General features: G+C 69.9%; 20 protein-coding genes and 1 pseudogene. 11 read left to right on the forward strand and 10 right to left on the reverse strand.

Translation table 11 applies throughout. The features are described from left to right. Positions 1 to 14: 14 nt before the first annotated feature. The 4 genes from ACFYWX_RS38880 to ACFYWX_RS38895 form a co-directional block, all read right to left on the reverse strand. Entirely contained in the window at positions 15 to 590 is a 576-nt protein-coding gene (locus tag ACFYWX_RS38880; RefSeq protein ID WP_389429724.1) for a TerD family protein, read from the reverse strand. 103 nt (positions 591 to 693) lie between these two features. Beyond that, entirely contained in the window at positions 694 to 1,269 is a 576-nt protein-coding gene (locus ACFYWX_RS38885; RefSeq protein WP_389429725.1) for a calcium homeostasis/redox stress adaptation protein, read from the reverse strand. A gap of 158 nt (positions 1,270 to 1,427) precedes the next feature. After that, the gene (locus ACFYWX_RS38890; protein WP_389429727.1) at positions 1,428 to 1,886 is read right to left on the reverse strand and encodes a peroxiredoxin; all 459 of its coding nucleotides are present in this window, start codon (positions 1,884 to 1,886) and stop codon (positions 1,428 to 1,430) included. 130 nt (positions 1,887 to 2,016) lie between these two features. Then, on the reverse strand, positions 2,017 to 2,454 hold the full coding sequence (locus ACFYWX_RS38895; protein WP_389429729.1) for a DUF3052 domain-containing protein: 438 nt from the start codon (positions 2,452 to 2,454) through the stop codon (positions 2,017 to 2,019). A 356-nt stretch (positions 2,455 to 2,810) separates the two neighbouring features. Between ACFYWX_RS38895 and aceE the strand changes: the two genes are divergently transcribed. Both aceE and ACFYWX_RS38905 read left to right on the forward strand, forming a co-directional pair. Beyond that, a complete protein-coding gene (gene aceE, locus ACFYWX_RS38900; RefSeq protein ID WP_389429730.1) occupies positions 2,811 to 5,543 on the forward strand; it encodes a pyruvate dehydrogenase (acetyl-transferring), homodimeric type in 2,733 nt (910 codons plus the stop codon). A 101-nt stretch (positions 5,544 to 5,644) separates the two neighbouring features. Next, a complete protein-coding gene (locus tag ACFYWX_RS38905) occupies positions 5,645 to 6,385 on the forward strand; it encodes a potassium channel family protein (RefSeq protein ID WP_389429732.1) in 741 nt (246 codons plus the stop codon). Positions 6,386 to 6,458: 73 nt separating this feature from the next. Here the strand turns inward: ACFYWX_RS38905 and ACFYWX_RS38910 are convergent. Further along, a pseudogene (locus ACFYWX_RS38910) lies at positions 6,459 to 6,789 on the reverse strand (hypothetical protein); the annotation flags it as partial. Positions 6,790 to 7,081: 292 nt separating this feature from the next. Further along, positions 7,082 to 8,701: an MFS transporter gene (locus tag ACFYWX_RS38915; protein ID WP_389429734.1), complete on the reverse strand. Its 1,620-nt coding sequence runs from the start codon at positions 8,699 to 8,701 to the stop codon at positions 7,082 to 7,084. Positions 8,702 to 8,814: 113 nt separating this feature from the next. Between ACFYWX_RS38915 and ACFYWX_RS38920 the strand changes: the two genes are divergently transcribed. From ACFYWX_RS38920 to ACFYWX_RS38930, 3 genes are all read left to right on the forward strand, one after another. Next, positions 8,815 to 9,474, forward strand: a complete 660-nt coding sequence (locus tag ACFYWX_RS38920; RefSeq protein ID WP_389429736.1) for a TetR/AcrR family transcriptional regulator — start codon at positions 8,815 to 8,817, stop codon at positions 9,472 to 9,474. Between the two features lie 82 nt (positions 9,475 to 9,556). Beyond that, positions 9,557 to 10,774, forward strand: coding sequence for an alpha/beta hydrolase (locus tag ACFYWX_RS38925; RefSeq protein WP_389429738.1), 1,218 nt, complete (start codon positions 9,557 to 9,559; stop codon positions 10,772 to 10,774). 57 nt (positions 10,775 to 10,831) lie between these two features. After that, positions 10,832 to 11,686 carry a DUF4429 domain-containing protein gene (locus ACFYWX_RS38930; protein WP_389429850.1) on the forward strand — a complete coding sequence of 285 codons (855 nt, stop codon included), beginning with the start codon at positions 10,832 to 10,834 and terminating at the stop codon, positions 11,684 to 11,686. 115 nt (positions 11,687 to 11,801) lie between these two features. Here the strand turns inward: ACFYWX_RS38930 and ACFYWX_RS38935 are convergent, their stop codons facing one another. Together ACFYWX_RS38935 and ACFYWX_RS38940 are read right to left on the reverse strand one after the other, a co-directional pair. Beyond that, positions 11,802 to 12,818 carry an aldo/keto reductase gene (locus ACFYWX_RS38935; protein WP_389429740.1) on the reverse strand — a complete coding sequence of 339 codons (1,017 nt, stop codon included), beginning with the start codon at positions 12,816 to 12,818 and terminating at the stop codon, positions 11,802 to 11,804. A gap of 16 nt (positions 12,819 to 12,834) precedes the next feature. Then, complete coding sequence (locus ACFYWX_RS38940; protein ID WP_389429742.1) at positions 12,835 to 13,299, reverse strand: MerR family transcriptional regulator; 465 nt, start codon at positions 13,297 to 13,299, stop codon at positions 12,835 to 12,837. 155 nt (positions 13,300 to 13,454) lie between these two features. On the opposite strand from ACFYWX_RS38940, the gene ACFYWX_RS38945 reads away from it, so the two are divergent. Then, positions 13,455 to 14,276 (forward strand): serine hydrolase domain-containing protein, encoded by an 822-nt coding sequence (locus ACFYWX_RS38945; protein WP_389429744.1) that lies wholly within the window; start codon positions 13,455 to 13,457, stop codon positions 14,274 to 14,276. Between the two features lies 1 nt (position 14,277). On the opposite strand, the gene ACFYWX_RS38950 is transcribed toward ACFYWX_RS38945, so the two are convergent. Further along, positions 14,278 to 14,928: a pirin family protein gene (locus ACFYWX_RS38950; protein ID WP_389429851.1), complete on the reverse strand. Its 651-nt coding sequence runs from the start codon at positions 14,926 to 14,928 to the stop codon at positions 14,278 to 14,280. 248 nt (positions 14,929 to 15,176) lie between these two features. Between ACFYWX_RS38950 and ACFYWX_RS38955 the strand changes: the two genes are divergently transcribed. The 5 genes from ACFYWX_RS38955 to fabF all read left to right on the forward strand — a co-directional run bounded on the left by ACFYWX_RS38955 (position 15,177) and on the right by fabF (position 20,126). Continuing rightward, entirely contained in the window at positions 15,177 to 16,382 is a 1,206-nt protein-coding gene (locus ACFYWX_RS38955; protein WP_389429746.1) for a PucR family transcriptional regulator, read from the forward strand. An 89-nt stretch (positions 16,383 to 16,471) separates the two neighbouring features. Next, positions 16,472 to 17,383 carry an ACP S-malonyltransferase gene (locus ACFYWX_RS38960; RefSeq protein ID WP_389429748.1) on the forward strand — a complete coding sequence of 304 codons (912 nt, stop codon included), beginning with the start codon at positions 16,472 to 16,474 and terminating at the stop codon, positions 17,381 to 17,383. A 17-nt stretch (positions 17,384 to 17,400) separates the two neighbouring features. Continuing rightward, positions 17,401 to 18,402, forward strand: coding sequence for a ketoacyl-ACP synthase III (locus ACFYWX_RS38965; protein ID WP_389429750.1), 1,002 nt, complete (start codon positions 17,401 to 17,403; stop codon positions 18,400 to 18,402). 102 nt (positions 18,403 to 18,504) lie between these two features. After that, positions 18,505 to 18,753: an acyl carrier protein gene (locus ACFYWX_RS38970; RefSeq protein ID WP_015660680.1), complete on the forward strand. Its 249-nt coding sequence runs from the start codon at positions 18,505 to 18,507 to the stop codon at positions 18,751 to 18,753. Positions 18,754 to 18,857: 104 nt separating this feature from the next. Continuing rightward, complete coding sequence (gene fabF, locus ACFYWX_RS38975) at positions 18,858 to 20,126, forward strand: beta-ketoacyl-ACP synthase II (protein ID WP_389429753.1); 1,269 nt, start codon at positions 18,858 to 18,860, stop codon at positions 20,124 to 20,126. A gap of 71 nt (positions 20,127 to 20,197) precedes the next feature. Here fabF and ACFYWX_RS38980 read toward each other — a convergent pair whose 3' ends face one another. Continuing rightward, positions 20,198 to 20,692, reverse strand: coding sequence for a DUF3145 domain-containing protein (locus ACFYWX_RS38980; RefSeq protein ID WP_389429754.1), 495 nt, complete (start codon positions 20,690 to 20,692; stop codon positions 20,198 to 20,200). Positions 20,693 to 20,868 lie beyond the last annotated feature (176 nt).

Genomic DNA, 20,868 nt, shown 5'->3' on the forward strand with positions numbered 1-20,868 from the left:
CCGGGTCCGGCGACCTAGGAGACGCTGACCCCGAAGTCGAGGGCGATGCCTCGCAGACCTGACGCGTACCCCTGGCCGACCGCCCGGAACTTCCACTCGCCCTGGTACCGGTAGAGCTCGCCGAAGATCATCGCGGTTTCGGTGGAGGCGTCCTCGCTGAGGTCGTAGCGGGCGAGTTCCTGGCCGTCGGCCTGGTTGGCGACGCGGATGAAGGCGTTGCTGACCTGGCCGAAGGTCTGGCCGCGTTCGTCGGCCATGTGGATGGAGACCGGGAAGACGATCTTGTCGCAGTGGGCAGGCACCTTGGAGAGGTCGACCAGCAGCGACTCGTCGTCGCCGTCGCCCTCACCGGTGAGGTTGTCGCCGGTGTGTTCCACCGAGCCGTCCGGGCTCTTGAGCTGGTTGTAGAAGACGAACCACTCGTCGCCCAGGACCCGCCCGCCGTTGCACAGCAGTGCGCTGGCGTCGAGGTCGAAGGCGGCTCCGGTGGTGGAGCGAGCGTCCCAGCCGAGCCCGACCATCACCTGTGTGAGGTTCGGCGCGGCCTTGGACAGGGAGACGTTGCCCCCCTTGGCGAGCGTGACGCCCATGTTGCTGGTCCTCCCCTAGGCGGTGCTTCTTCGGTTGTCCTGCACATCCGGCGCCGCACCCAAACAGTGCGGCGCCGGATGGATGGTGATGCCGTCAGGCGTCTCAGACGTTCACGCCGAAGTCCTGCGCGATGCCGCGCAGGCCCGAGGCGTAGCCCTGGCCGATGGCACGGAACTTCCACTCCGCGCCGTGGCGGTACAGCTCGCCGAAGACCATGGCGGTCTCGGTCGAGGCGTCCTCGGACAGGTCGTAGCGCGCGATCTCGGCCTCGCCGGCCTGGTTCACCACGCGGATGAACGCGTTGCGAACCTGGCCGAAGGACTGCTGGCGGTTCTCGGCGTCGTAGATCGACACCGGGAAAACGATCTTCTCGATGTCGGCCGGGACGCCGGCCAGGTTGACCTTGATCTGCTCGTCGTCGCCTTCGCCCTCACCGGTGATGTTGTCGCCGGTGTGCTCGACCGAGCCGTCGGGGCTCTTGAGGTTGTTGAAGAAGACGAAGTTCGCGTCGCTCGAAACCTTGCCGGAGTTGTTCAGCAGCAGCGCGCTGGCGTCCAGGTCGAAGTCCGTGCCGGTCGTGGTGCGCACGTCCCACCCCAGACCGACGATGACCGCGGTCAGGCCCGGGGCCTCCTTGGTCAGCGATACGTTGCCGCCCTTGCTGAGGCTGACTCCCACGAGTCCTCCATTGGTGTTTTGGGGCGGGAGCCCCGTCGTGCGTTGGATATCGGATCAACGAGTCGATCCTAGTGACGGGTTCCCGACCCACGCAGGCCCTGGCGCCGAAGAATCACAGGTGTCGGCGGACCGGAGCGGACGAGAGCGACCAGAGCGGATCAGAGGGCGTCGAGTGCCTTGACGTACTCGCCGAGGTCCCGGGCGTCCGGCAGCGCGTTGAGGACGGTCCAGCGCACGACGCCCTCCTTGTCGATGACGAAGGTGCCGCGCACCGCGCAGCCCTTGTCCTCGGCGAAGACGCCGTAGGCGCGGCTGACCTCGCCGTGCGGCCAGAAGTCGCTCAGCAGCGGGTACTCGAGGCCCTCCTGCTCGCCGAAGACGCGCAGGGTGTGGACGGAGTCGTTGGAGACGGCGAGCACCTGCGTGTCCCGGTCGGAGAACTGCGGCAGGTTGTCCCTCACCTCGCAGAGCTCACCGGTGCACACGCCGGTGAAGGCGAAGGGGTAGAAGAGCAGGACGACGTTCTTGCTGCCACGGAAGTCGGAGAGCTTCACGCTCGCGCCGTGGTTGTCCTTGAGCTCGAAGTCGGGGGCCTTGTCGCCGACCTGGATCGACATCGTCGTGGTTCCCTTTCGGTGGGCTGCTCGGGTCAGAACACTCGGGAACACCCTACGCAGCCACCACGACGGCCCTGCGGACGGGCTGACCGGGGTCAGCCCGTCCGGGGGATATGGATGAGGCCGGGAATTACCTCTTGGACTTGGCGGCCTTCGGCGTCAGCAGCCGGCTGCCGATCCAGTCCTTGCCCACGCTGACGCTCTTGGAGGCAGACAGCCCCGCCGTCGTAGCGGCTTCCGAGATGTCACTCGGCTCCACGTACCCATCACGGCCGGTCTTCGGCGTGAGGAGGAGGATCGCGCCGCCTTCTTCGATGTACGTGGTGGCATCCACCAGCACATCCGTCAGGTCGCCGTCCTCGTCGCGGAACCACAGCACCACGGCGTCGGCTACGTCGTCGTACTCCTCGTCCACCAGGTCGCTGCCGATGACTTCCTCAATGGACTCGCGGAGCTCCTGGTCGACGTCGTCGTCGTAGCCGATCTCCTGGACCACCTGCTCGGGCTGGAACCCCAGCCTGACGGCAGGGCTCGTCCGCTCCTCCGCGTGGTCCGCGGTCGCGCTCACGGGTTGCCTCCTGATCATGTCTTGGTGAATATCTCAGCCACGCGCGTGCGCGAAGCATTGGCCGTAGTCCACACGGGCGGGACGGATCGCGCAAGTACCCGGCGTTTCAGACCGCCGAAACGGTGACGATCCCGGCCGTGTCGCCGCAACCTACGGCATGCCACCCCCTATCCGAGGTGACGCGCACCACACCTTTCTGCCCTGTTTGCGTGTTTGGGAACCGTACCTGGGTACGAGGTCCTGGTTACCCCACAGTAGAGATGACGTTTGCCGCCCCGAGGTACACGATGGGGAACGGTGTAGGCATACCGGAAAGTGGCCCTCAGGCAGGTGCCCTCTGACAGGTAAGGAACAGCGTGGCTTCCGGATCCGATCGCAACCCGATCATCATTGGCGGCCTTCCGAGTCAGGTTCCTGACTTTGATCCCGAAGAGACCCAGGAGTGGCTCGATTCGCTCGACGCCGCCATCGACGAGCGCGGCCGGGAACGGGCGCGCTATCTGATGCTCCGACTGATCGAGCGGGCCCGCGAGAAGCGCGTGGCCGTGCCCGAGATGCGCAGCTCGGACTACGTCAACACCATCCCCACCAAGAGCGAGCCGTTCTTCCCGGGCAACGAGGAGATCGAGCGCAGGATCCTGAACGCCACCCGCTGGAACGCGGCCGTGATGGTCTCGCGGGCCCAGCGGCCGGGTATCGGCGTCGGTGGCCACATCGCCACGTTCGCCTCCTCCGCCTCCCTCTACGACGTGGGCTTCAACCACTTCTTCCGCGGCAAGGACGACGGCCTCGGCGGCGACCAGGTCTTCTTCCAGGGGCACGCCTCCCCCGGCATCTACGCCCGCGCGTTCCTCCTCGACCGGCTGGACGAGCGGAACATGGACGCCTTCCGGCAGGAGAAGTCGAAGGCGCCCCACGGGCTGTCCAGCTACCCGCACCCGCGGCTGATGCCGGACTTCTGGGAGTTCCCGACCGTGTCGATGGGCCTCGGCCCGATCGGCGCGATCTACCAGGCGCGGATGAACCGCTACATGCACGCGCGCGGGATCGCGGACACCTCCAAGTCGCACGTGTGGGCGTTCCTCGGTGACGGCGAGATGGACGAGCCGGAGTCGCTCGGCCAGCTGACCATCGCCGCCCGCGAGGGCCTGGACAACCTGACCTTCGTCGTCAACTGCAACCTCCAGCGCCTCGACGGCCCGGTGCGCGGCAACGGCAAGGTCATCCAGGAGCTGGAGTCGGTCTTCCGGGGCGCCGGCTGGAACGTGATCAAGTTGATCTGGGACCGCTCCTGGGACCCGCTGCTCGCGCAGGACCGGGACGGCATCCTCGTCAACAAGATGAACACCACGCCGGACGGCCAGTTCCAGACGTACGCCACCGAGCCCGGCTCGTACATCCGCGACCACTTCTTCGGTGACGACCAGCGGCTGCGCGCCATGGTCGAGGGCATGACCGACGACCAGATCCTGCACCTGGGCCGTGGCGGTCACGACCACCGGAAGATCTACGCGGCGTTCAAGGCGGCCGTCGAGCACACGGGCCAGCCGACGGTCATCCTCGCGAAGACCGTCAAGGGCTGGACGCTGGGCCCGAACTTCGAGGGCCGCAACGCCACCCACCAGATGAAGAAGCTGACGGTCGCCGACCTCAAGGGCTTCCGCGACCGTCTGCACCTGCCGATCTCCGACAAGGAGCTGGAGTCCGGCGCGCCGCCGTACTACCACCCGGGCCGGGACTCCGAGGAGATCCAGTACATGCACGACCGGCGCAAGGGGCTCGGCGGGTACGTCCCGACGCGCGTCGTGCGGGCCGAGCCGCTCGCACTGCCGGACGACAAGACGTACGCGACCGTGAAGAAGGGTTCCGGTCAGCAGTCCATCGCCACGACCATGGCGTTCGTACGACTGCTGAAGGACCTCATGCGGGACAAGGAGATCGGCAAGCGGTTCGTGCTGATCGCGCCGGACGAGTACCGCACGTTCGGCATGGACTCCTTCTTCCCGAGCGCGAAGATCTACAACCCGCTCGGCCAGCAGTACGAGTCCGTGGACCGGGACCTGCTGCTCGCGTACAAGGAGTCGCCGACCGGGCAGATGCTGCACGACGGCATCTCCGAGGCGGGCTGCACGGCCTCGCTGATCGCGGCGGGTTCGGCGTACGCCACGCACGGCGAGCCGCTGATCCCGGTGTACGTCTTCTACTCGATGTTCGGTTTCCAGCGCACCGGCGACCAGTTCTGGCAGATGTCGGACCAGCTGGCGCGCGGTTTCGTGCTCGGTGCGACCGCCGGCCGTACGACGCTGACCGGTGAGGGGCTCCAGCACGCGGACGGACACTCGCAGCTGCTGGCCTCGACGAACCCGGGCTGTGTGGCGTACGACCCGGCGTACGGCTTCGAGATCGCGCACATCGTCAAGGACGGTCTGCGCCGGATGTACGGCCCCGACAGCGAGGACGTCTTCTACTACCTCACCGTCTACAACGAGCCGATCCAGCACCCGGCCGAGCCGGAGAACGTGGACGTCGAGGGCATCCTCAAGGGCATCCACCGCTTCAGCGAGGGCACTTCGGGCTCCATCCCGGCGCAGATCATCGCCTCGGGCGTGGCCGTCCCGTGGGCGGTCGAGGCGCAGAAGATCCTCGCCGAGGACTGGAACGTGAAGGCCGACGTGTGGTCGGCGACCTCCTGGAACGAGCTGCGGCGCGACGCGGTCGACGTCGAGCGGCACAACCTGCTGCGGCCCGAGGAGGAGCAGGGGGTGCCGTACGTGACGCGGAAGCTGGCCGGGGCGGAGGGACCGTTCGTGGCCGTCTCCGACTGGATGCGAGCGGTTCCGGACCAGATCGCCCGGTGGGTGCCGGGGACGTACCAGTCGCTGGGCGCGGACGGGTTCGGGTTCGCGGACACCCGGGGTGCGGCGCGGCGGTTCTTCCACATCGACGCGCAGTCGGTGGTGGTCGCGGTGCTGACCGAGCTGGCGAGGGAGGGCAAGGTGGACCGGTCCGTGCTGAAGCAGGCGATCGACCGGTACCAGCTGCTCGACGTGGCGGCGGCGGATCCCGGGGCTGCCGGGGGTGACGCGTAGCGTTTGCCGGCGTCTCGTGGGCGTCTCGACGGGCGGTGGAGCCGAGTGGCTCCGCCGCCCTTCGGCGTTCGGCGCCCTTGCGCGTTCTTTACGATGCGGGCATGCAGGAGCAATCGGCCAAGGCCTGGTGGGAACAGCGGACACAACGGCCTCTGCTGGCCCTCGCCGTGGTGTTCGCCGTGGCGTATGCCGTGCCGATCGTGGACCCCTCCGCCGGGCGGTCGCTGACGGCCGCGTGCACAGGGGTCGAGTGGGTGGTGTGGGGGGCGTTCGCGATCGACTACGCGGTACGGCTGGCGCTGGCGCCGCACCGGCGGGAGTTCGTACGGACGCACTGGATGGACCTGTGCGCGGTGGTGCTGCCGCTGATCCAGCCGTTGCGGTTGCTGCGGCTCGTCTCGACGCTGCTGTTGGTGGGGCGGCGGGCGCGGATGGCTTCGCAGATCCAGCTGACGACGTATGTCGCCGGGTCGGTCGTGGGGTTGTTGATGTTCGGGTCGCTGGCCGTGTTGTCGGTGGAGCGGGACTCGCCGGACGGGAACATCCGGACGCTGGGTGACGCGGTGTGGTGGTCCTTCACGACGATGACGACCGTGGGGTACGGGGATCATGCGCCGACCACCGGCGTGGGGCGGTTGATCGCGGTCGGGCTGATGCTGAGCGGGATCGCGTTGCTGGGTGTGGTGACCGCGAACATCGCGGCGTGGTTCATCGAGCGGTTCGAGAAGGACGATGTGGAGGAGAGGGAGCAGACGGAGGCCATCCGGGCGTTGACGGAGGAGGTTCGGGCGCTGCGGGCGGAGGTCGCGGCGCTGCAGGAGCGCCCGTCCGTCAGACAGTGACCTCGACGCGGCAGGAAGGTGGGCCCCCGGACGTCCCTCCGGGGGCCCTTCCCTCACGCTCCCCGGGCTGGAACATGCCCGTGCCCGGGGTCGCTCCGGCCGGCATGATGACGGCCAGGAGCGAGTCGATGGCGCCCAGGACGAGGGCGACCAAGGCCGGCGTCGGACGGGTGCCCGTCCAGGCGCGACCCATGGCGAGTCGGCCGCAGACGACCGCCACCGGGCCGAGGACGATCCCCAGCACGAAGAAGCCGGCGATCGCGCAGATACTGCGCCTCCTGGGGGACACTGCCAGGCCCCCGGGCGATGATTCCGAGCGTCGCACGGTCCGGCCCGGTCCGTGACCACGTCCGGCCACGTGAGCGGGGGTACCCGCGCGTTCCGTGTCCGAAGCCCGCCATCATCAACTCCCTGAACCCCGGGGTCAGTTGGATGCTCAACCGGGGTTCACTGTGGCGGGTACCCCTGATACGGGGTTCAATCACCCCGGCCCACGGGCCTGGGCGCGCTGTCCCCCTCCGGCAGCGCGTCCAGGCCCGTGGGCCGCCCTCACCGTCGTACGGGAAGTTGCCGTTGGAACTTGCCGTACCGGAGGGCTTGACCCACTGTGACGTGCGGGGCGCGCCGGAGGGGAGGGATCTTCGGCGGAGTCACCCTGATGAGGGAACCGCGTTGAAATCCCGTCAGATGTGCGCGTCAGATGTGGCCGACTCCCGCGCCCGCCTCCGCGTTCTCACCGCGCTTGGTGAGCAGGGCGACGAGGACGGCGACGGCCGCCACGCCCGCGGCGACCAGGGAGGCCAGGCTCATCCCGGAGATGAAGGTGTCGTGGGCGACGTCCGCGATCTTCGCGGCGATCGCCTCCGGGGTGCCCTTGGCCACCGGTGCCACGCCGACCTGGACCGCCTCGGAGGCCTGGTCCAGCTGGGCGGGGGTGAGCTCGGGCAGGCCCGCACCCTTCCAGTTGGCGGGCAGGTCGCTGTCGACCTTGGAGGCCATCACGGCGCCCAGGACGGCCGTACCGAGGCTGCCGCCGATCTGCATCGCCGCCTGCTGGAGGCCGCCGGCGACACCGGAGAGCTCCATCGGGGCGTTGCCGACGATGACCTCCGTGGCGCCGACCATGACGGGCGCGAGGCCGAGGCCGAGCAGGGCGAACCAGAGCGACATCACGGCGCTGCCGGTGTCCGTCTCCAGCGTGGACATGCCGTACATGGCGATCGCGGTGGCCGCCATGCCGCCGGCGAGCGGGACGCGCGGGCCCAGCTTGGTGATCATCGCGCCCGCGAGCGGGGAGCCGACGATCATCATGCCGGTGAGCGGAAGGAGGTGCAGGCCGGCGTCGATCGGGCTCATGCCGTGCACGTTCTGGAGGTAGAACGTGACGAAGAACAGGCCGCCCATGAAGGCGATGGCCATGAGGACCATCAGGACCACGCCCGCGGAGAGCGGGACGGAGCGGAACAGCGCGAGCGGGATCAGCGGTTCCTTGACCTTCGTCTCCCAGAACGCGAACAGCGCGAAGAGCAGGACCGAGCCGGCTATGAAGGCCCAGGTCTTGCCGTCGCCCCAGCCCCAGGCCGGGGCCTTGATCAGCGCCCAGACCAGGCAGAACATCGCGCCCGAGAGCAGGACGATGCCGAGGATGTCGAAGGAGCGCGGGGCGTTCTCGGCGCGGTGGTCGAGGAGGATCAGCACGCCGAGGACGACGGCGAGGACGCCGACCGGCACGTTGATGAAGAACACCGACTGCCAGTTGACGTGCTCGACCAGCACGCCGCCGAGGATCGGGCCGCCCGCGGTGGAGGCGCCGATGACCATGCCCCAGATGCCGATCGCCATGTTGAGCTTCTCGGCCGGGAAGGTGGCCCGCAGCAGTCCGAGCGCGGCCGGCATCAGCAGCGCGCCGAACAGGCCCTGCAGAACGCGGAAGGTGACGACCAGCGCGATGCTGCTGGACAGTCCGATGGCGCCCGAGGCGGCGGCGAAGCCGACGACGCCGATGAGGAAGGTCTGCCGGTGGCCGAAGCGGTCGCCGAGCTTGCCCGCGGTGATCAGGGAGACCGCGAGGGCCAGGAAGTAGCCGTTGGTGATCCACTGGACCTCGGCGAAGGTGGCGCCGAGGTCCTTCTGGATGGCCGGGTTGGCGATGGCCACGATGGTGCCGTCGAGGGCCACCATCATGACGCCCACGGCGACGGTGATGAGGGTGAACCAGGGGTGGCCGCGCAGCCCGCCGGCAGCCGGCGCCGGGTCCGACGAGGTGGATCCCTTGTCCCCCGGTCCCGTCGTGTCGATGGTGGTCTGACTAGTCATACGAGCGAGGCTAATGACAGCCTCTGACAATTGACAAACCAATTCACTAGTCGGTAACTGTCATGTCACTTCCGTATAGCCTGAACTGGGAGAACAGTTCGAAGGAGAGGCCCATGGACACGGCGGGGACCATGCGGGCGGCCCCGCGGCCGGGGCTGCGCGAGCGCAAGAAACGGCGCACCCGGGACGCGCTGCTGCGCGCCGCCGTCGAACTGTTCACGACCCGCGGGTACGACCGCACCACCGTCGACGACATCGCCGACGCCGTCGACGTCTCGCAGCGCACCTTCTTCCGCTACTTCGCCGGCAAGGAGGAGGCCGCGCTCGCCCTCCAGGACATGGTGGTCGCGCGGTTCGTGGAGTCGGTGCGCGAGCGCCCGCCGCACGAGGCGCCCCTGGAGGCGATGCGGCAGGCCGTCCTGGAGGGCTGGGACACCCTCAACGAGATCATCGAATCCGTCGTGCCGCTCGAGCAGTACCTGCGCATGTACCAGGTGATCGAGTCGAGCCCGGTCCTGCTCGCCGCCCATCTGCGGCGTTCCACGGAGGTCGAGGAGACCATCGCGCGCGTGCTCGCCGAGCGCGAGGGCGTCGACGTGGACGCCGACCCGCGCCCCCGGCTGACCGTGGCGGTCTTCAGCGGGGTGATGCGGGTGACGGAACGTCAGTGGATCGTGGGCGGGGACTTCAGCCTGGACGCCATGCGTGAGATGACCATCTCGTACCTCGAGCAGGTAGGACCGACGCTCACGGAGAACTGGCGCGCACACTGAGGCCGTCATCACGTAGCACGAAACGTGATCCCCGTCACTTGGTTAACGCGAGACCCTCTCGTTCTCTTAGTGTGTCCTCCCAGTGACTTCCTTCGACACCTCCCCGCAACTCAACGTCTGGCGCGCACTGCTTGCCCTGGCCGTGGTGTTCGTGATGCTGGCGACCACCGGCTGGACCGCTCTGCGCAACCAGCGCGAGGCGACCGCCCTCCAGGCCTCGCTCACCGCCTGGGAGCACGGCAAGGTCGCCGGGCACCACCTGCCGGACCCGCACGCGACCCCCGACCGGCTCGCCACGTTCTTCGCCTCGCTCACGGCGGCCCAGCGCGCGTCCCTCGCGCGCAAGTACCCGCTCGCCGTCGGCAACATGAACGGCGCGCCCGCCGAACTGCGCTACCGCGCCAACCGCGTCGCGCTGACGCAGGCCCGCGCCGCCGACAAGAAGCGCATGCACGACCCTCGGCTCACGCAGGCCGGGCAGCAGGAGGCGGGCCGCCGTATGCACCGCTTCGAGTCGATGCTGAACGCCGACCGCCAGATCCTCGCCTTCGACCCCGAGGGCTCGGGCCGGGCCGCAGAGGTGTTCGGCGACCTCGACAAGGCGCGACGGATCTCCGTCGTCGTCCCCGGCGTCGACACCGATCTGCTGACCTTCCAGCGCACCAACCGCAGGTTCTCGGCACCGGTCGGCATGGGCCAGGCCCTGTACGCGGCCGAGCGCGCGGCGAACCGCGGCACGCGTACGGCCGTGATCGCCTGGGCCGACTACACCACGCCCAACGGCCTCGGCATCGACTCCGCCACCGCGATGCGCGCGGAGAGCGGCGCCGTCCGGCTGAACGCCCTGCTGCGCGGGCTGCCCGGCAGCTCACCGGTGTCGCTGTTCTGCCACAGCTACGGCTCCGTGGTCTGCGGGGTCGCCGCACGCGACCTGCCGTCCCGGGTGGCCGACATAGCGGTGGCCGGCAGCCCCGGCATGCGGGCCTCCAACGCCGCGCACCTGGACACCACCGCGCGGGTGTGGGCGATGCGGGACGCCGACGACTGGGTGCAGGACGTGCCCTACCTGGAGGTCGGCGGCCTCGGACACGGCGAGGACCCGGTGTCGTCCGCGTTCGGCGCACGCGTGCTGTCGGCGCACGACGCGCGCGGGCACGGCGGCTACTTCGAACCGGGCACCGACAGCCTGCGCAACTTCGCAAAGATCGGGGTTGGCGCATACCGGGCCGTGCAGTGCGCCGACGATACTGAGGTGTGCCGGGACGGTTTGTCCGGCACGACGGCGGTCGGACGCGCGTAGAGACGCAGGAACTGCGGTATGCGCGGGGAGGCGACGGAGGAGCTTGTGCCGCATACGATGAGCCGCATGGGTGACGTACTGGCCGGATTTCATGCCGCCTGGGAGTTCGAGACCGACTCCGTGCTCATCCGCTACGAACGGGGGATACGAACACCCAAGCTGTTCCAGGCGCTCGGCGAGCGCCGCATCCCCCTGGCGGCGATCGCGGGAGTGACGCTCACCCCCGGCAGACGGGGGACGGTGGTCCTGCGCGCCGAGCCACGGCCCGGCGCGGATCCGCTGATGGAGGCGGCCGCGGGACAGCTGAAGGAAGGGTGCGATCCGTACCGGCTGGTGCTGCCGGCCGAGCGGGGGACGCTCGCGGAGTACTACGCCGACGAGCTGCGGGCGCAGTTGACAGACGTCGAACCGGGGCCCGCCGAGCGGTATCTGGTGGCGCCGCCCGAGGCGCCGATGCAGTTCAAGGCGTACGACGGGAAGGCGTCCTTCGACGGGCGGACCGTGCACTTCCGGTGGTTCTGGACGGGAGCGTCGTCGGCGAAGTGGAAGGCCGGCGACCAGAGTTTCCGGGTCGCCGACCTCAGCGGGGTGGAGTGGCGCTCGCCCGAGGTCCTCGAGGGGCATCTGCGGCTGCTCGGCAGGGACGCCTCACCGGTGCAGGCCGACCAGGATCCGGCGGCCGTGGTGTTCGGGCTGGGGTACGGGCCGGTGCATGAGTCACTGCCGTTCGCTGCGGCGGTGTTGGCGGCGGTTCGCTCCGCGCGGCCGGCCGTCCCGGCTGCGGCTGCGCCGCGCCGGGATCCTGCGGACATCGCCGAGCGGATTCGGCATCTTGGGGAGCTTCATCAGGCGGGGCTGGTGACTGATGAGGAGTTCTCTTCGAAGAAGGCCGAGTTGTTGGCGGAGCTGTAGTGGTCTTTCGGGTGCGGGTCGTGGGGGCTGGTCGCGCCCACGCGGCGCGGAGCCGCATATCGATACGGCCCCGCGCCCCTGGGGTGTTGCAGCCCCCAGCGCCCGAAAGGTGCGGTTACTCCCTGCCCGCCGACGCGAACGTCATGTCCGCGTACCTGTTGCCCGCGACCTTCGCCGCTATCGGCTCCAGCAGGGCCAGGTCCTCCTCCGTCAGTTCGATGTGCGTGGCGCCTACGTTCTCCTCGACCCTGCTCGGCTTGCGGGTGCCCGGGATCGGGACCAGCGGGAGGTTGTGGACCGTCGCCTGGTGGTGGACCCAGGCCAGGGCTATCTGGCCCAGGGAGGCGCTGTGGGCCTCGGCCACCGCTCGGACCGGCTCCAGAAGAGCCGCGTTCGTCGCCGCGTTCTCGCCCGTGAAGCGGGGCTGTTGGCGGCGGAAGTCGCCGGCGGTGAGGTCCTGGTCGGCGTTGGCGAAGGAGCCCGTGAGGAAGCCCCGGCCCAGCGGTGAGTACGGGACCAGGGTGACCCCCAGCTCGCGGGCCGTCGGGACGACCTGCGCCTCGATGTCGCGGCTGAAGAGGGACCACTCCGACTGGACGGCGGCGATGGGGTGGACGGCCTGGGCGGCGCGCAGCTCACCGCCGGTGACCTCGCTCAGGCCGAGCTGCTTGACCTTGCCCTCGCGGACCATGTCGGCCATGACGCCGACGGTCTCCTCGATCGGTACGTTCACGTCGCGGCGGTGCATGTAGTAGAGGTCGATCACGTCGACGTCCAGCCGCTGCAGGCTGGCCTCGACGGCCTGGCGGATGTACGGCGCGTCGTTGCGGATGATTCGCCGGGTCGGGTCGTCCGGCGGGATCGCCAGGGCGAACTTGGTCGCGATGACGACCTCGTCGCGGTGCGCCTTGAAGAACGGGGAGAGGAAGCGTTCGTTCTCACCGGCGCCGTACGCGTCCGCCGTGTCGTAAAGAGTGACGCCCAGCTCCAGGGCCCGTTCCAGGGTGGCCCTGGACTCCTTCGCGTCCGAGGGGCCGTAGCCGAAGCTCATGCCCATGCAGCCGAGGCCCTGGACACCGACCTCGGGGCCGTTGTCGCCGAGTCGTGCCGTCGGGATCGTGCTGTCAGTCATCGTGACCTTTCCGCTTCTACGCGCACCCGGCGTCGGTGTAGAAGCTGATCTTGCGGTCGAGTACCGCGAGTGTGTCGTTGAGTTCGGCGATCCGTGCGAACACGTCCCGGCGGGTCGCCTCGAGCAGCGCACGCCGCTCGCCGTAGGTTTCCTCGCCCTCGCGCACCAACTCGGCGTACCGGACCATGCCGGCGACCGGCATACCGGTCAGCCGCAGCTTTCCGACGAAGTCGAGCCAGTCCAGGTCGCGGTTGCAGTAGCGGCGCTGGCCGGTGTGCGAGCGGTCGATGTGGGGCATCAGCCCGATCCGCTCGTACCAGCGCAGGGTGTGCGCCGTCAGGCCGGTGAAGGCGACGACCTCGCTGATCGTGTACTTGTCCTGTCCCTCGGGGCGCGGGTGGCGCCGGGGCGGGGCGGAACAGACGTCGGCGGGGGCGGGGGTTTCCTCGGTGGTCGCGGGCGTGGTCTGCATCACCGTCATGGCCCCCACGCTAAGACCTTGGAGTGCACTCCAAGCAAGCGGGAATGGTGAGAAAACCGTGGGACGTGGCGTGATCGCCCCGGTCGGCGTGGGCTTCGCGCCCGAGCCTGACCCGATGATGGAGCTGGGGCTCTGCGCCGCATAGGCTCGGGCGCATGTCGTTGAAGAGCCTCGCATTGATCGAGAACTGGCCGGTTCCCACCGCCGCGGCGGGTGTCGTGCGAGCGGACGGCACCGTGGTGGGGGTGCACGGGCCGGTGGGGCAGCGCTTCCCGCTGGCGTCGGTCACCAAGCCGCTCGCCGCGTACGCCGCGCTCGTCGCGTACGAGGAGGGGGCGGTCGAGCTCGACGAGCCGGCCGGGCCGGCCGGGTCGACGGTCCGCCATCTCCTCGCGCACACCTCGGGGTTGGCCTTCGACGAACACCGCGTGACGGCGCCGCCCGGCGAGCGGCGGCTGTACTCCAACGCCGGGTTCGAGCAGCTCGGCGACCACATCGCCAAGGCGGCGGACATCCCGTTCGCGGAGTATCTGCGGCAGGCGGTGCTGGAGCCGCTGGGCATGACGTCGACGACGCTGGACGGGTCCCCCGCGAAGGACGGCGTGTCGACGGTCGAGGACCTGCTGCGGTTCGCCGCCGAGGTGCAGGCGCCGCGGCTTCTCGACCCGCGGACGGTCGCCGAGGCGATGACCGTGCAGTACCCGGGGACGAAGGGGGTGCTGCCGGGGTACGGGCACCAGAACCCCAACGACTGGGGTCTCGGCTTCGAGATCCGGAACTCCAAGTCCCCCCACTGGACGGGCGCCACGTCCTCACCGCGCACGTTCGGTCATTTCGGGCAGTCCGGTACGTTCCTGTGGATCGACCCGGATGCCGCGCTGGGGTGCGTTGCGCTGACGGACCGGGCGTTCGGCCCCTGGGCGGTCGAGGTGTGGCCGGCGTTCACGGACGCGGTGCTGGCGGAGGCGCGGGGCTGACTCAGGTCATCTCCCAGAGCAACAACTCGGCCCCCGTCTCCCCCACCGCCTCCAGCCCCTCCGCGTTCGTGATCCGTGCCGCGTCGCCCGGGCCCAACCGTTCTCCGTCCAGGGTCACTTCGCCGCGGACCACGTGGGCGTAGACGTGGGGCGCGTCCGGGATCGCGGTCCGCTCCCCCGGGCCCAGGCGGCGTACGTGGAGCATCGCGCCGGCCTCCGGGACCGCGTACGGGGTGGAGTCGGCGATGCCGTGGACGATCTCGTAGGAGGGGTCGCCGCCGGGAGACAGCGGGGCCAGCCACATCTGGACGAAGGTCAGGGGGACGTCCGCGTCGTTGCGCTCCACGTGACGGACGCCACCCGCGGAGCTCAGGCGCTGGACGTCGCCTGGATGGACCCGGGTCTCGTGGCCCGTCGAGTCGCGGTGGGTCAGCTCGCCCTCGACGACCCAGGTCACTATCTCGGTGTGGCTGTGCGGATGCTCGTCGAAGCCCGCGAACGGGGCTAGCCGCTCCTCGTTGCAGGCGATCACCGCTCCGAACCGCAGGTTGTCCGGGTCGTAGTGGGAGCCGAAGGAGAAGGCGTGGAACGACTCGATCCCGCCCTCGGCGTCCCCTCCCGAATAGCGCTCACCAGCGCGCCGTACGTCCATCACGCACCCCACCGTAGACCCGCCGGACAGCGCAGGCCGCGACCCACGCCCAACCCACGGCCCGGCCCACGGCAAGGGCCCACCAACCCCGGCTGTACCGACGCGTCGGCCGCGAGGGAGCCGCAGGGGGCGCGCCGGTGATGAGAGCGCGAACGCGCGGAGGCGCGAAGCGCTGAGCACGATCGCGCTCTCATCACCGGCAGAAGGCGCCCCCGGAGGCGACCGAGCCATCTGGCAGTCTTGTTCCCGTGCCCGAACCCGAAACCAGCGCCCACAAAGCCGCAGCCCACGATGTCCATCCGCATGCCGCGACCCTGAAGCGACTGGAGCAGTCCTCCGGCAGTCTCGCCGCGCAGGCCATCGCACGGATGGACGAGACGCTGCCGTGGTACCGGGCCATGCCCCCCGAGAACCGCTCCTGGATCGGGCTCGTCGCCCAGGCCGGTATCGCCGCCTTCACCGAGTGGTTCCGCCACCCCGACGCCCCCCAGGCCATCTCCACCGACGTCTTCGGAACCGCGCCGCGCGAGTTGACCAGGGCCATCACCCTGCGTCAGACCGTCGAGATGGTGCGCACCACCATCGAGGTCATGGAGAGCGCGATCGACGAGGTCGCGGCCCCGGGCGACGAGAGCGTGCTGCGCGAGGCGCTGCTCGTGTACGCGCGGGAGATCGCCTTCGCCACCGCCCAGGTCTACGCGCAGGCCGCCGAGGCCCGCGGCGCCTGGGACGCGCGCCTGGAGTCGCTCGTCGTCAACGCCGTGCTGAGCGGCGAGGCCGACGAGGGGGCGGTGAGCCGGGCCGCCGCCCTCGGCTGGAACGCGCCCGAGCATGTGTGCGTGGTGTTGGGCACGGCGCCCGACGGGGACAGCGAACTGACCGTCGAGGCCATCCGGCGCGCCGCCCGGCACGCCAAGCTCCAGGTGCTCACGGGGGTGCTCGGTGCCCGGCTCGTGGTGATCGCGGGCGGCAGTGACAATCCGCTCGCCGTGGCCAAGTCGCTGATCGGCCCGTACGCCGCGGGACCGGTCGTCGCGGGCCCCGTGGTGTCCGACCTGCTCACCGCGACCCGGTCCGCGCAGGCCGCGGCGGCCGGGCTCAAGGCGGGTTCTGCCTGGCAGGACGCCCCGCGGCCGGTTCTGGCGGACGACCTCCTGCCGGAGCGCGCGATCGCCGGTGACCCGGGCGCCCGTGAGCAGTTGGTGGAGGAGATCTACAGACCGCTGGAGGAAGCCGGCTCCGCGCTCCTGGAAACGCTGTCCGTCTATCTCGAACAGGCGAGCAGTCTGGAGGGCGCGGCCCGGATGTTGTTCGTCCATCCCAACACCGTGCGCTACCGGCTTCGACGTGTGACTGACGTCACCGGATGGTCGCCATCCGATGTACGCTCGGCCTTCACGTTGCGGATCGCGCTGATCCTGGGGCGTCTGGCCGACGGAGACTCGCAGCCCTAGCCTTTTGTCGGGACCACACAAAACCCCCTGCTGTTCTTCGTCCCTGTCCTCACGGGCGGCGGTGGCCGCCCTCAAGAGAGAGTGTGAGAGTGCTCGTACTCGTCGCTCCCGGCCAGGGCGCCCAGACGCCCGGCTTCCTGACCCCCTGGCTCGAACTCCCCGGTGCCGCCGACCGCGTCGCCGCGTGGTCGGACGCCATCGGTCTCGACCTCGCCCATTACGGCACTCAGGCCGACGCCGACGCGATCCGTGACACGGCGGTGGCCCAGCCCCTCCTCGTCGCCGCCGGCCTCCTGTCGGCCTCGGCGCTCGGTGACGTCGCCCCCGGCGCCGTCGCCGGCCACAGCGTGGGCGAGTTCACCGCCGCCGCCTTCACGGGCGTCCTGGACGACACCGCCGCGCTGACCCTCGTACGCAAGCGGGGCCTGGCCATGGCCGAGGCCGCCGCGGTCACCGAGACCGGCATGTCGGCGCTGCTCGGCGGTGACCCCGAGGTGACCGTCCCGCACCTGGAGAAGCTGGGCCTGACCGCGGCGAACGTCAACGGCGCGGGCCAGATCGTGGCCGCCGGGACGCTGGAGCAGCTCGCCGCGCTGGAGGCGGACAAGCCCGAGGGCGTCCGCCGTGTCGTGGCCCTGAAGGTCGCCGGCGCCTTCCACACCCGGCACATGGCCCCCGCGGTCGAGACGCTGGCCGCGGCCGCCAAGGAGCTCGCGCCCGCCGACCCGAAGATCACCTACGTCTCCAACAAGGACGGGCAGACCGTCGCCACCGGCGGCGAGGTCCTCGACCGTCTCGTCGGCCAGGTCGCCAACCCGGTCCGCTGGGACCTGTGCATGGAGACCTTCAAGGAGCTCGGTGTCACCGCCCTCGTGGAGGTCTGCCCCGGCGGCACGCTCACCGGCCTCGCCAAGCGCGCTCTGCCCGGTGTCACGACGCTCGCCCTGAAGACCCCCGACGACCTCGACGCCGCTCGCGAGCTCATCGCAGAGCACGCCTGAAAGGGAGCCCGAGAGCAATGTCGAAGATCAAGGCAAGCAAGGGCTCCCCGTACGCGCGGATCCTCGGCGTGGGCGGCTACCGCCCGACCCGGATCGTGCCCAACGAGGTGATCCTGGAGACGATCGACTCCTCGGACGAGTGGATCCGCTCGCGCTCGGGCATCGAGACGCGGCACTGGGCCTCCGACGAGGAGACCGTCGCCGCGATGTCGGTCGAGGCGTCCGGGAAGGCCATCGCCGACGCCGGGATCTCCGCCGAGCAGATCGGCGGGGTGATCGTCTCGACGGTCTCGCACTTCAAGCAGACCCCGGCCGTCGCCACCGAGATCGCCGACAAGCTGGGCACCGACAAGGCCGCCGCCTTCGACATCTCCGCGGGCTGCGCGGGCTTCGGGTACGGGCTCACGCTCGCCAAGGGCATGATCGTCGAGGGGTCGGCGGAGTACGTACTCGTCATCGGCGTGGAGCGGCTCTCCGACCTGACCGACCTGGAGGACCGGGCCACGGCCTTCCTGTTCGGTGACGGCGCGGGCGCGGTCGTCGTGGGCCCCTCCAAGGAGCCGGCGATCGGCCCCACGGTCTGGGGTTCCGAGGGCGACAAGTCCGAGACCATCAAGCAGACCGTGCCGTGGACGGACTACCGCACCGGCCAGGTCGAGAGATTTCCCGCGATCACCCAGGAGGGCCAGGCGGTCTTCCGCTGGGCCGTGTTCGAGATGGCGAAGGTCGCCCAGCAGGCGCTGGACGCGGCCGGAATCGCCCCGAGCGACCTGGACGTCTTCATCCCGCACCAGGCGAACGAGCGAATCATCGACTCGATGGTGAAGACCCTGAAGCTGCCGGAGCACGTCACCGTCGCCCGTGACGTGCGCACCACCGGCAACACCTCGGCCGCCTCGATTCCGCTCGCGATGGAGCGGCTCCTGGCGACCGGTGAGGCGAAGAGCGGCGACACCGCGCTCGTCATCGGATTCGGGGCGGGTCTCGTCTACGCCGCCACGGTCGTTACCCTCCCCTAGGCACTCCGTGCCGGATCATGTGGTCCGGCACGGGACATGCACCAACCTGCCGCTCACGCGGTGGGCGCCACACCCTCTGGAACACAACGAAGGAGCGCCAAGATGGCCGCCACTCAGGAAGAGATCGTCGCCGGTCTCGCCGACATCGTGAACGAGATCGCCGGCATCCCGGTTGAGGACGTCCAGCTGGACAAGTCCTTCACCGACGACCTGGACGTCGACTCGCTGTCCATGGTCGAGGTCGTCGTCGCCGCCGAAGAGCGCTTCGACGTCAAGATCCCGGACGAGGACGTCAAGAACCTCAAGACCGTCGGCGACGCGACCGACTACATCCTCAAGCACCAGGCCTGAGCAACGCTTGGGCCGGCCGCTGACCGGCCCCGCCACCCGGCGGTGGCGCCGTTGTCCCCGCTCAGGCGGGGGTAGCCCTCCTCGCAACGTTGGAGAAAGAATCCGTGAGCCCGACCAATCGCACCGTGGTCGTCACCGGTATCGGCGCAACCACACCGCTGGGTGGCGACGCAGCCTCTACCTGGGAAGGTCTGATCGCCGGCAAGTCCGGCGTGAAGCCCCTGGAGCAGGAGTGGGCGGCCGACCAGGCCGTCCGCATCGCGGCGCCCGTCGCCGTGGAACCCACCGAGGTCATCCCGCGGCCGCAGGCCCGCCGCCTGGACCGCTCGGCGCAGTTCGCGCTGATCGCGGCCAAGGAGGCGTGGGCGGACGCCGGTTTCACCGGTCCGGCCGGTGGTGAGGACAAGACCGTCGACCCCGACCGGCTCGGCGCGGTCATCGCCTCCGGTATCGGCGGTGTGACGACCCTGCTCGACCAGTACGACGTGCTGAAGGAGAAGGGCGTACGCCGCGTCTCCCCGCACACCGTCCCCATGCTGATGCCGAACGGCCCCTCCGCCAACGTGGGCTTGGCCGTGGGCGCCCGCGCGGGCGTGCACACGCCGGTCTCCGCCTGCGCGTCGGGCGCCGAGGCCATCGGCTACGCCATCGAGATGATCCGCACCGGCCGCGCCGACATCGTCGTCGCGGGTGGCACGGAGGCGGCGATCCACCCGCTGCCGATCGCCGCGTTCGGCAACATGATGGCGATGTCCAAGAACAACGACGACCCGCAGGGCGCCTCGCGTCCCTACGACGTCGCCCGCGACGGCTTCGTCCTCGGCGAGGGCTCCGGCGTGATCGTCCTGGAGTCCGCCGAGCACGCCGCCAGGCGCGGGGCCCGCGTCTACGCGGAGGCGGTCGGCCAGGGCATCTCCGCCGACGGCCACGACATCGTGCAGCCCGAGCCGGAGGGGCGCGGCATCTCGCACGCCCTGCAGAACCTGCTCGACAGCACCGATCTGAACCCGGCCGAGATCGTGCACGTCAACGCGCACGCCACCTCGACCCCGGCCGGTGACATCGCCGAGCTGAAGGCGCTGCGCAAGGTGTTCGGCGACGACACCGACCACATGGCGGTCTCGGCGACCAAGTCGATGACCGGTCACCTGCTGGGTGGCGCGGGCGGCGTCGAGTCCGTCGCGACAGTCCTCGCCCTGTACCACCGGGTGGCTCCGCCGACCATCAACGTCGAGAACCTCGACCCCGAGGCCAACGCCGACATCGTCCGCGGCGAGGCGCGCAAGCTGCCCGTCGAGGGCCGTATCGCCGCCCTGAACGACTCGTTCGGCTTTGGCGGCCACAACGTGGTGCTGGCGTTCCGTTCGGTCTGAGCAACGCACTTGTACGTGTGTGAGGGGCCCCCACTGGCCAGTGGGGGCCCCTCGTGCGTGCCGGGCGAGTATCAGACCACCTGGTGCAGCCAGCGGACCGGCGCTCCTTCACCCGCGTACCTGAACGGCTCCAGTTCGTCGTCCCAGGGCTTGCCCAGGAGCTTGGCGAGGTCGGCTTCCAGGTCGGTCTCGCCGCGTTGGGAGCGGGCGAGGGCGGCACGGAGGCGGTCCTCGGGGATGAGGATGTCGCCGTGTATGCCGGTGACGGCGTGGAAGATGCCGAGGTCGGGGGTGCAGCTGTAGCGCTCGCCCTCGGCGGTGGGGCAGGGCTCGGCGGTGACCTCGAAGCGCAGGAGGTGCCAGCCGCGCAGCGCGGAGGCGAGCTTGGAGGCGGTGCCGGCCTCGCCCTGCCAGGAGAACTCCGAGCGCCAGGTGCCGGGGGCCGCGGGCTGCCGGATCCAGTCGAGGTTGACGCGCGTGCCGAGCACCCCGGCGACGGCCCACTCGACGTGCGGGCACAGCGCGCGCGGCGCGGAGTGCACGTACAGAACTCCACGTGTCGTCACCGGAACCTCCGGGCAGAGCGGGACATCTTGCTACTGGGCTTGGTGGCAGTGGCGTGGGGGCCACGTTGATGGCGAGGCTACCGTGCGGTGGCGCAAGGAGTGTGACGTACCGTCGGTCCCGGTGCCGTGAAACGCCTGCCATTCACTCGGCAGGACGCCTGTACGGGTGTGAAGCG

Origin of the sequence: Streptomyces sp. NPDC002888 (assembly GCF_042888465.1) — a bacterium.
Taxonomy (GTDB): Bacteria; Actinomycetota; Actinomycetes; order Streptomycetales; family Streptomycetaceae; genus Streptomyces.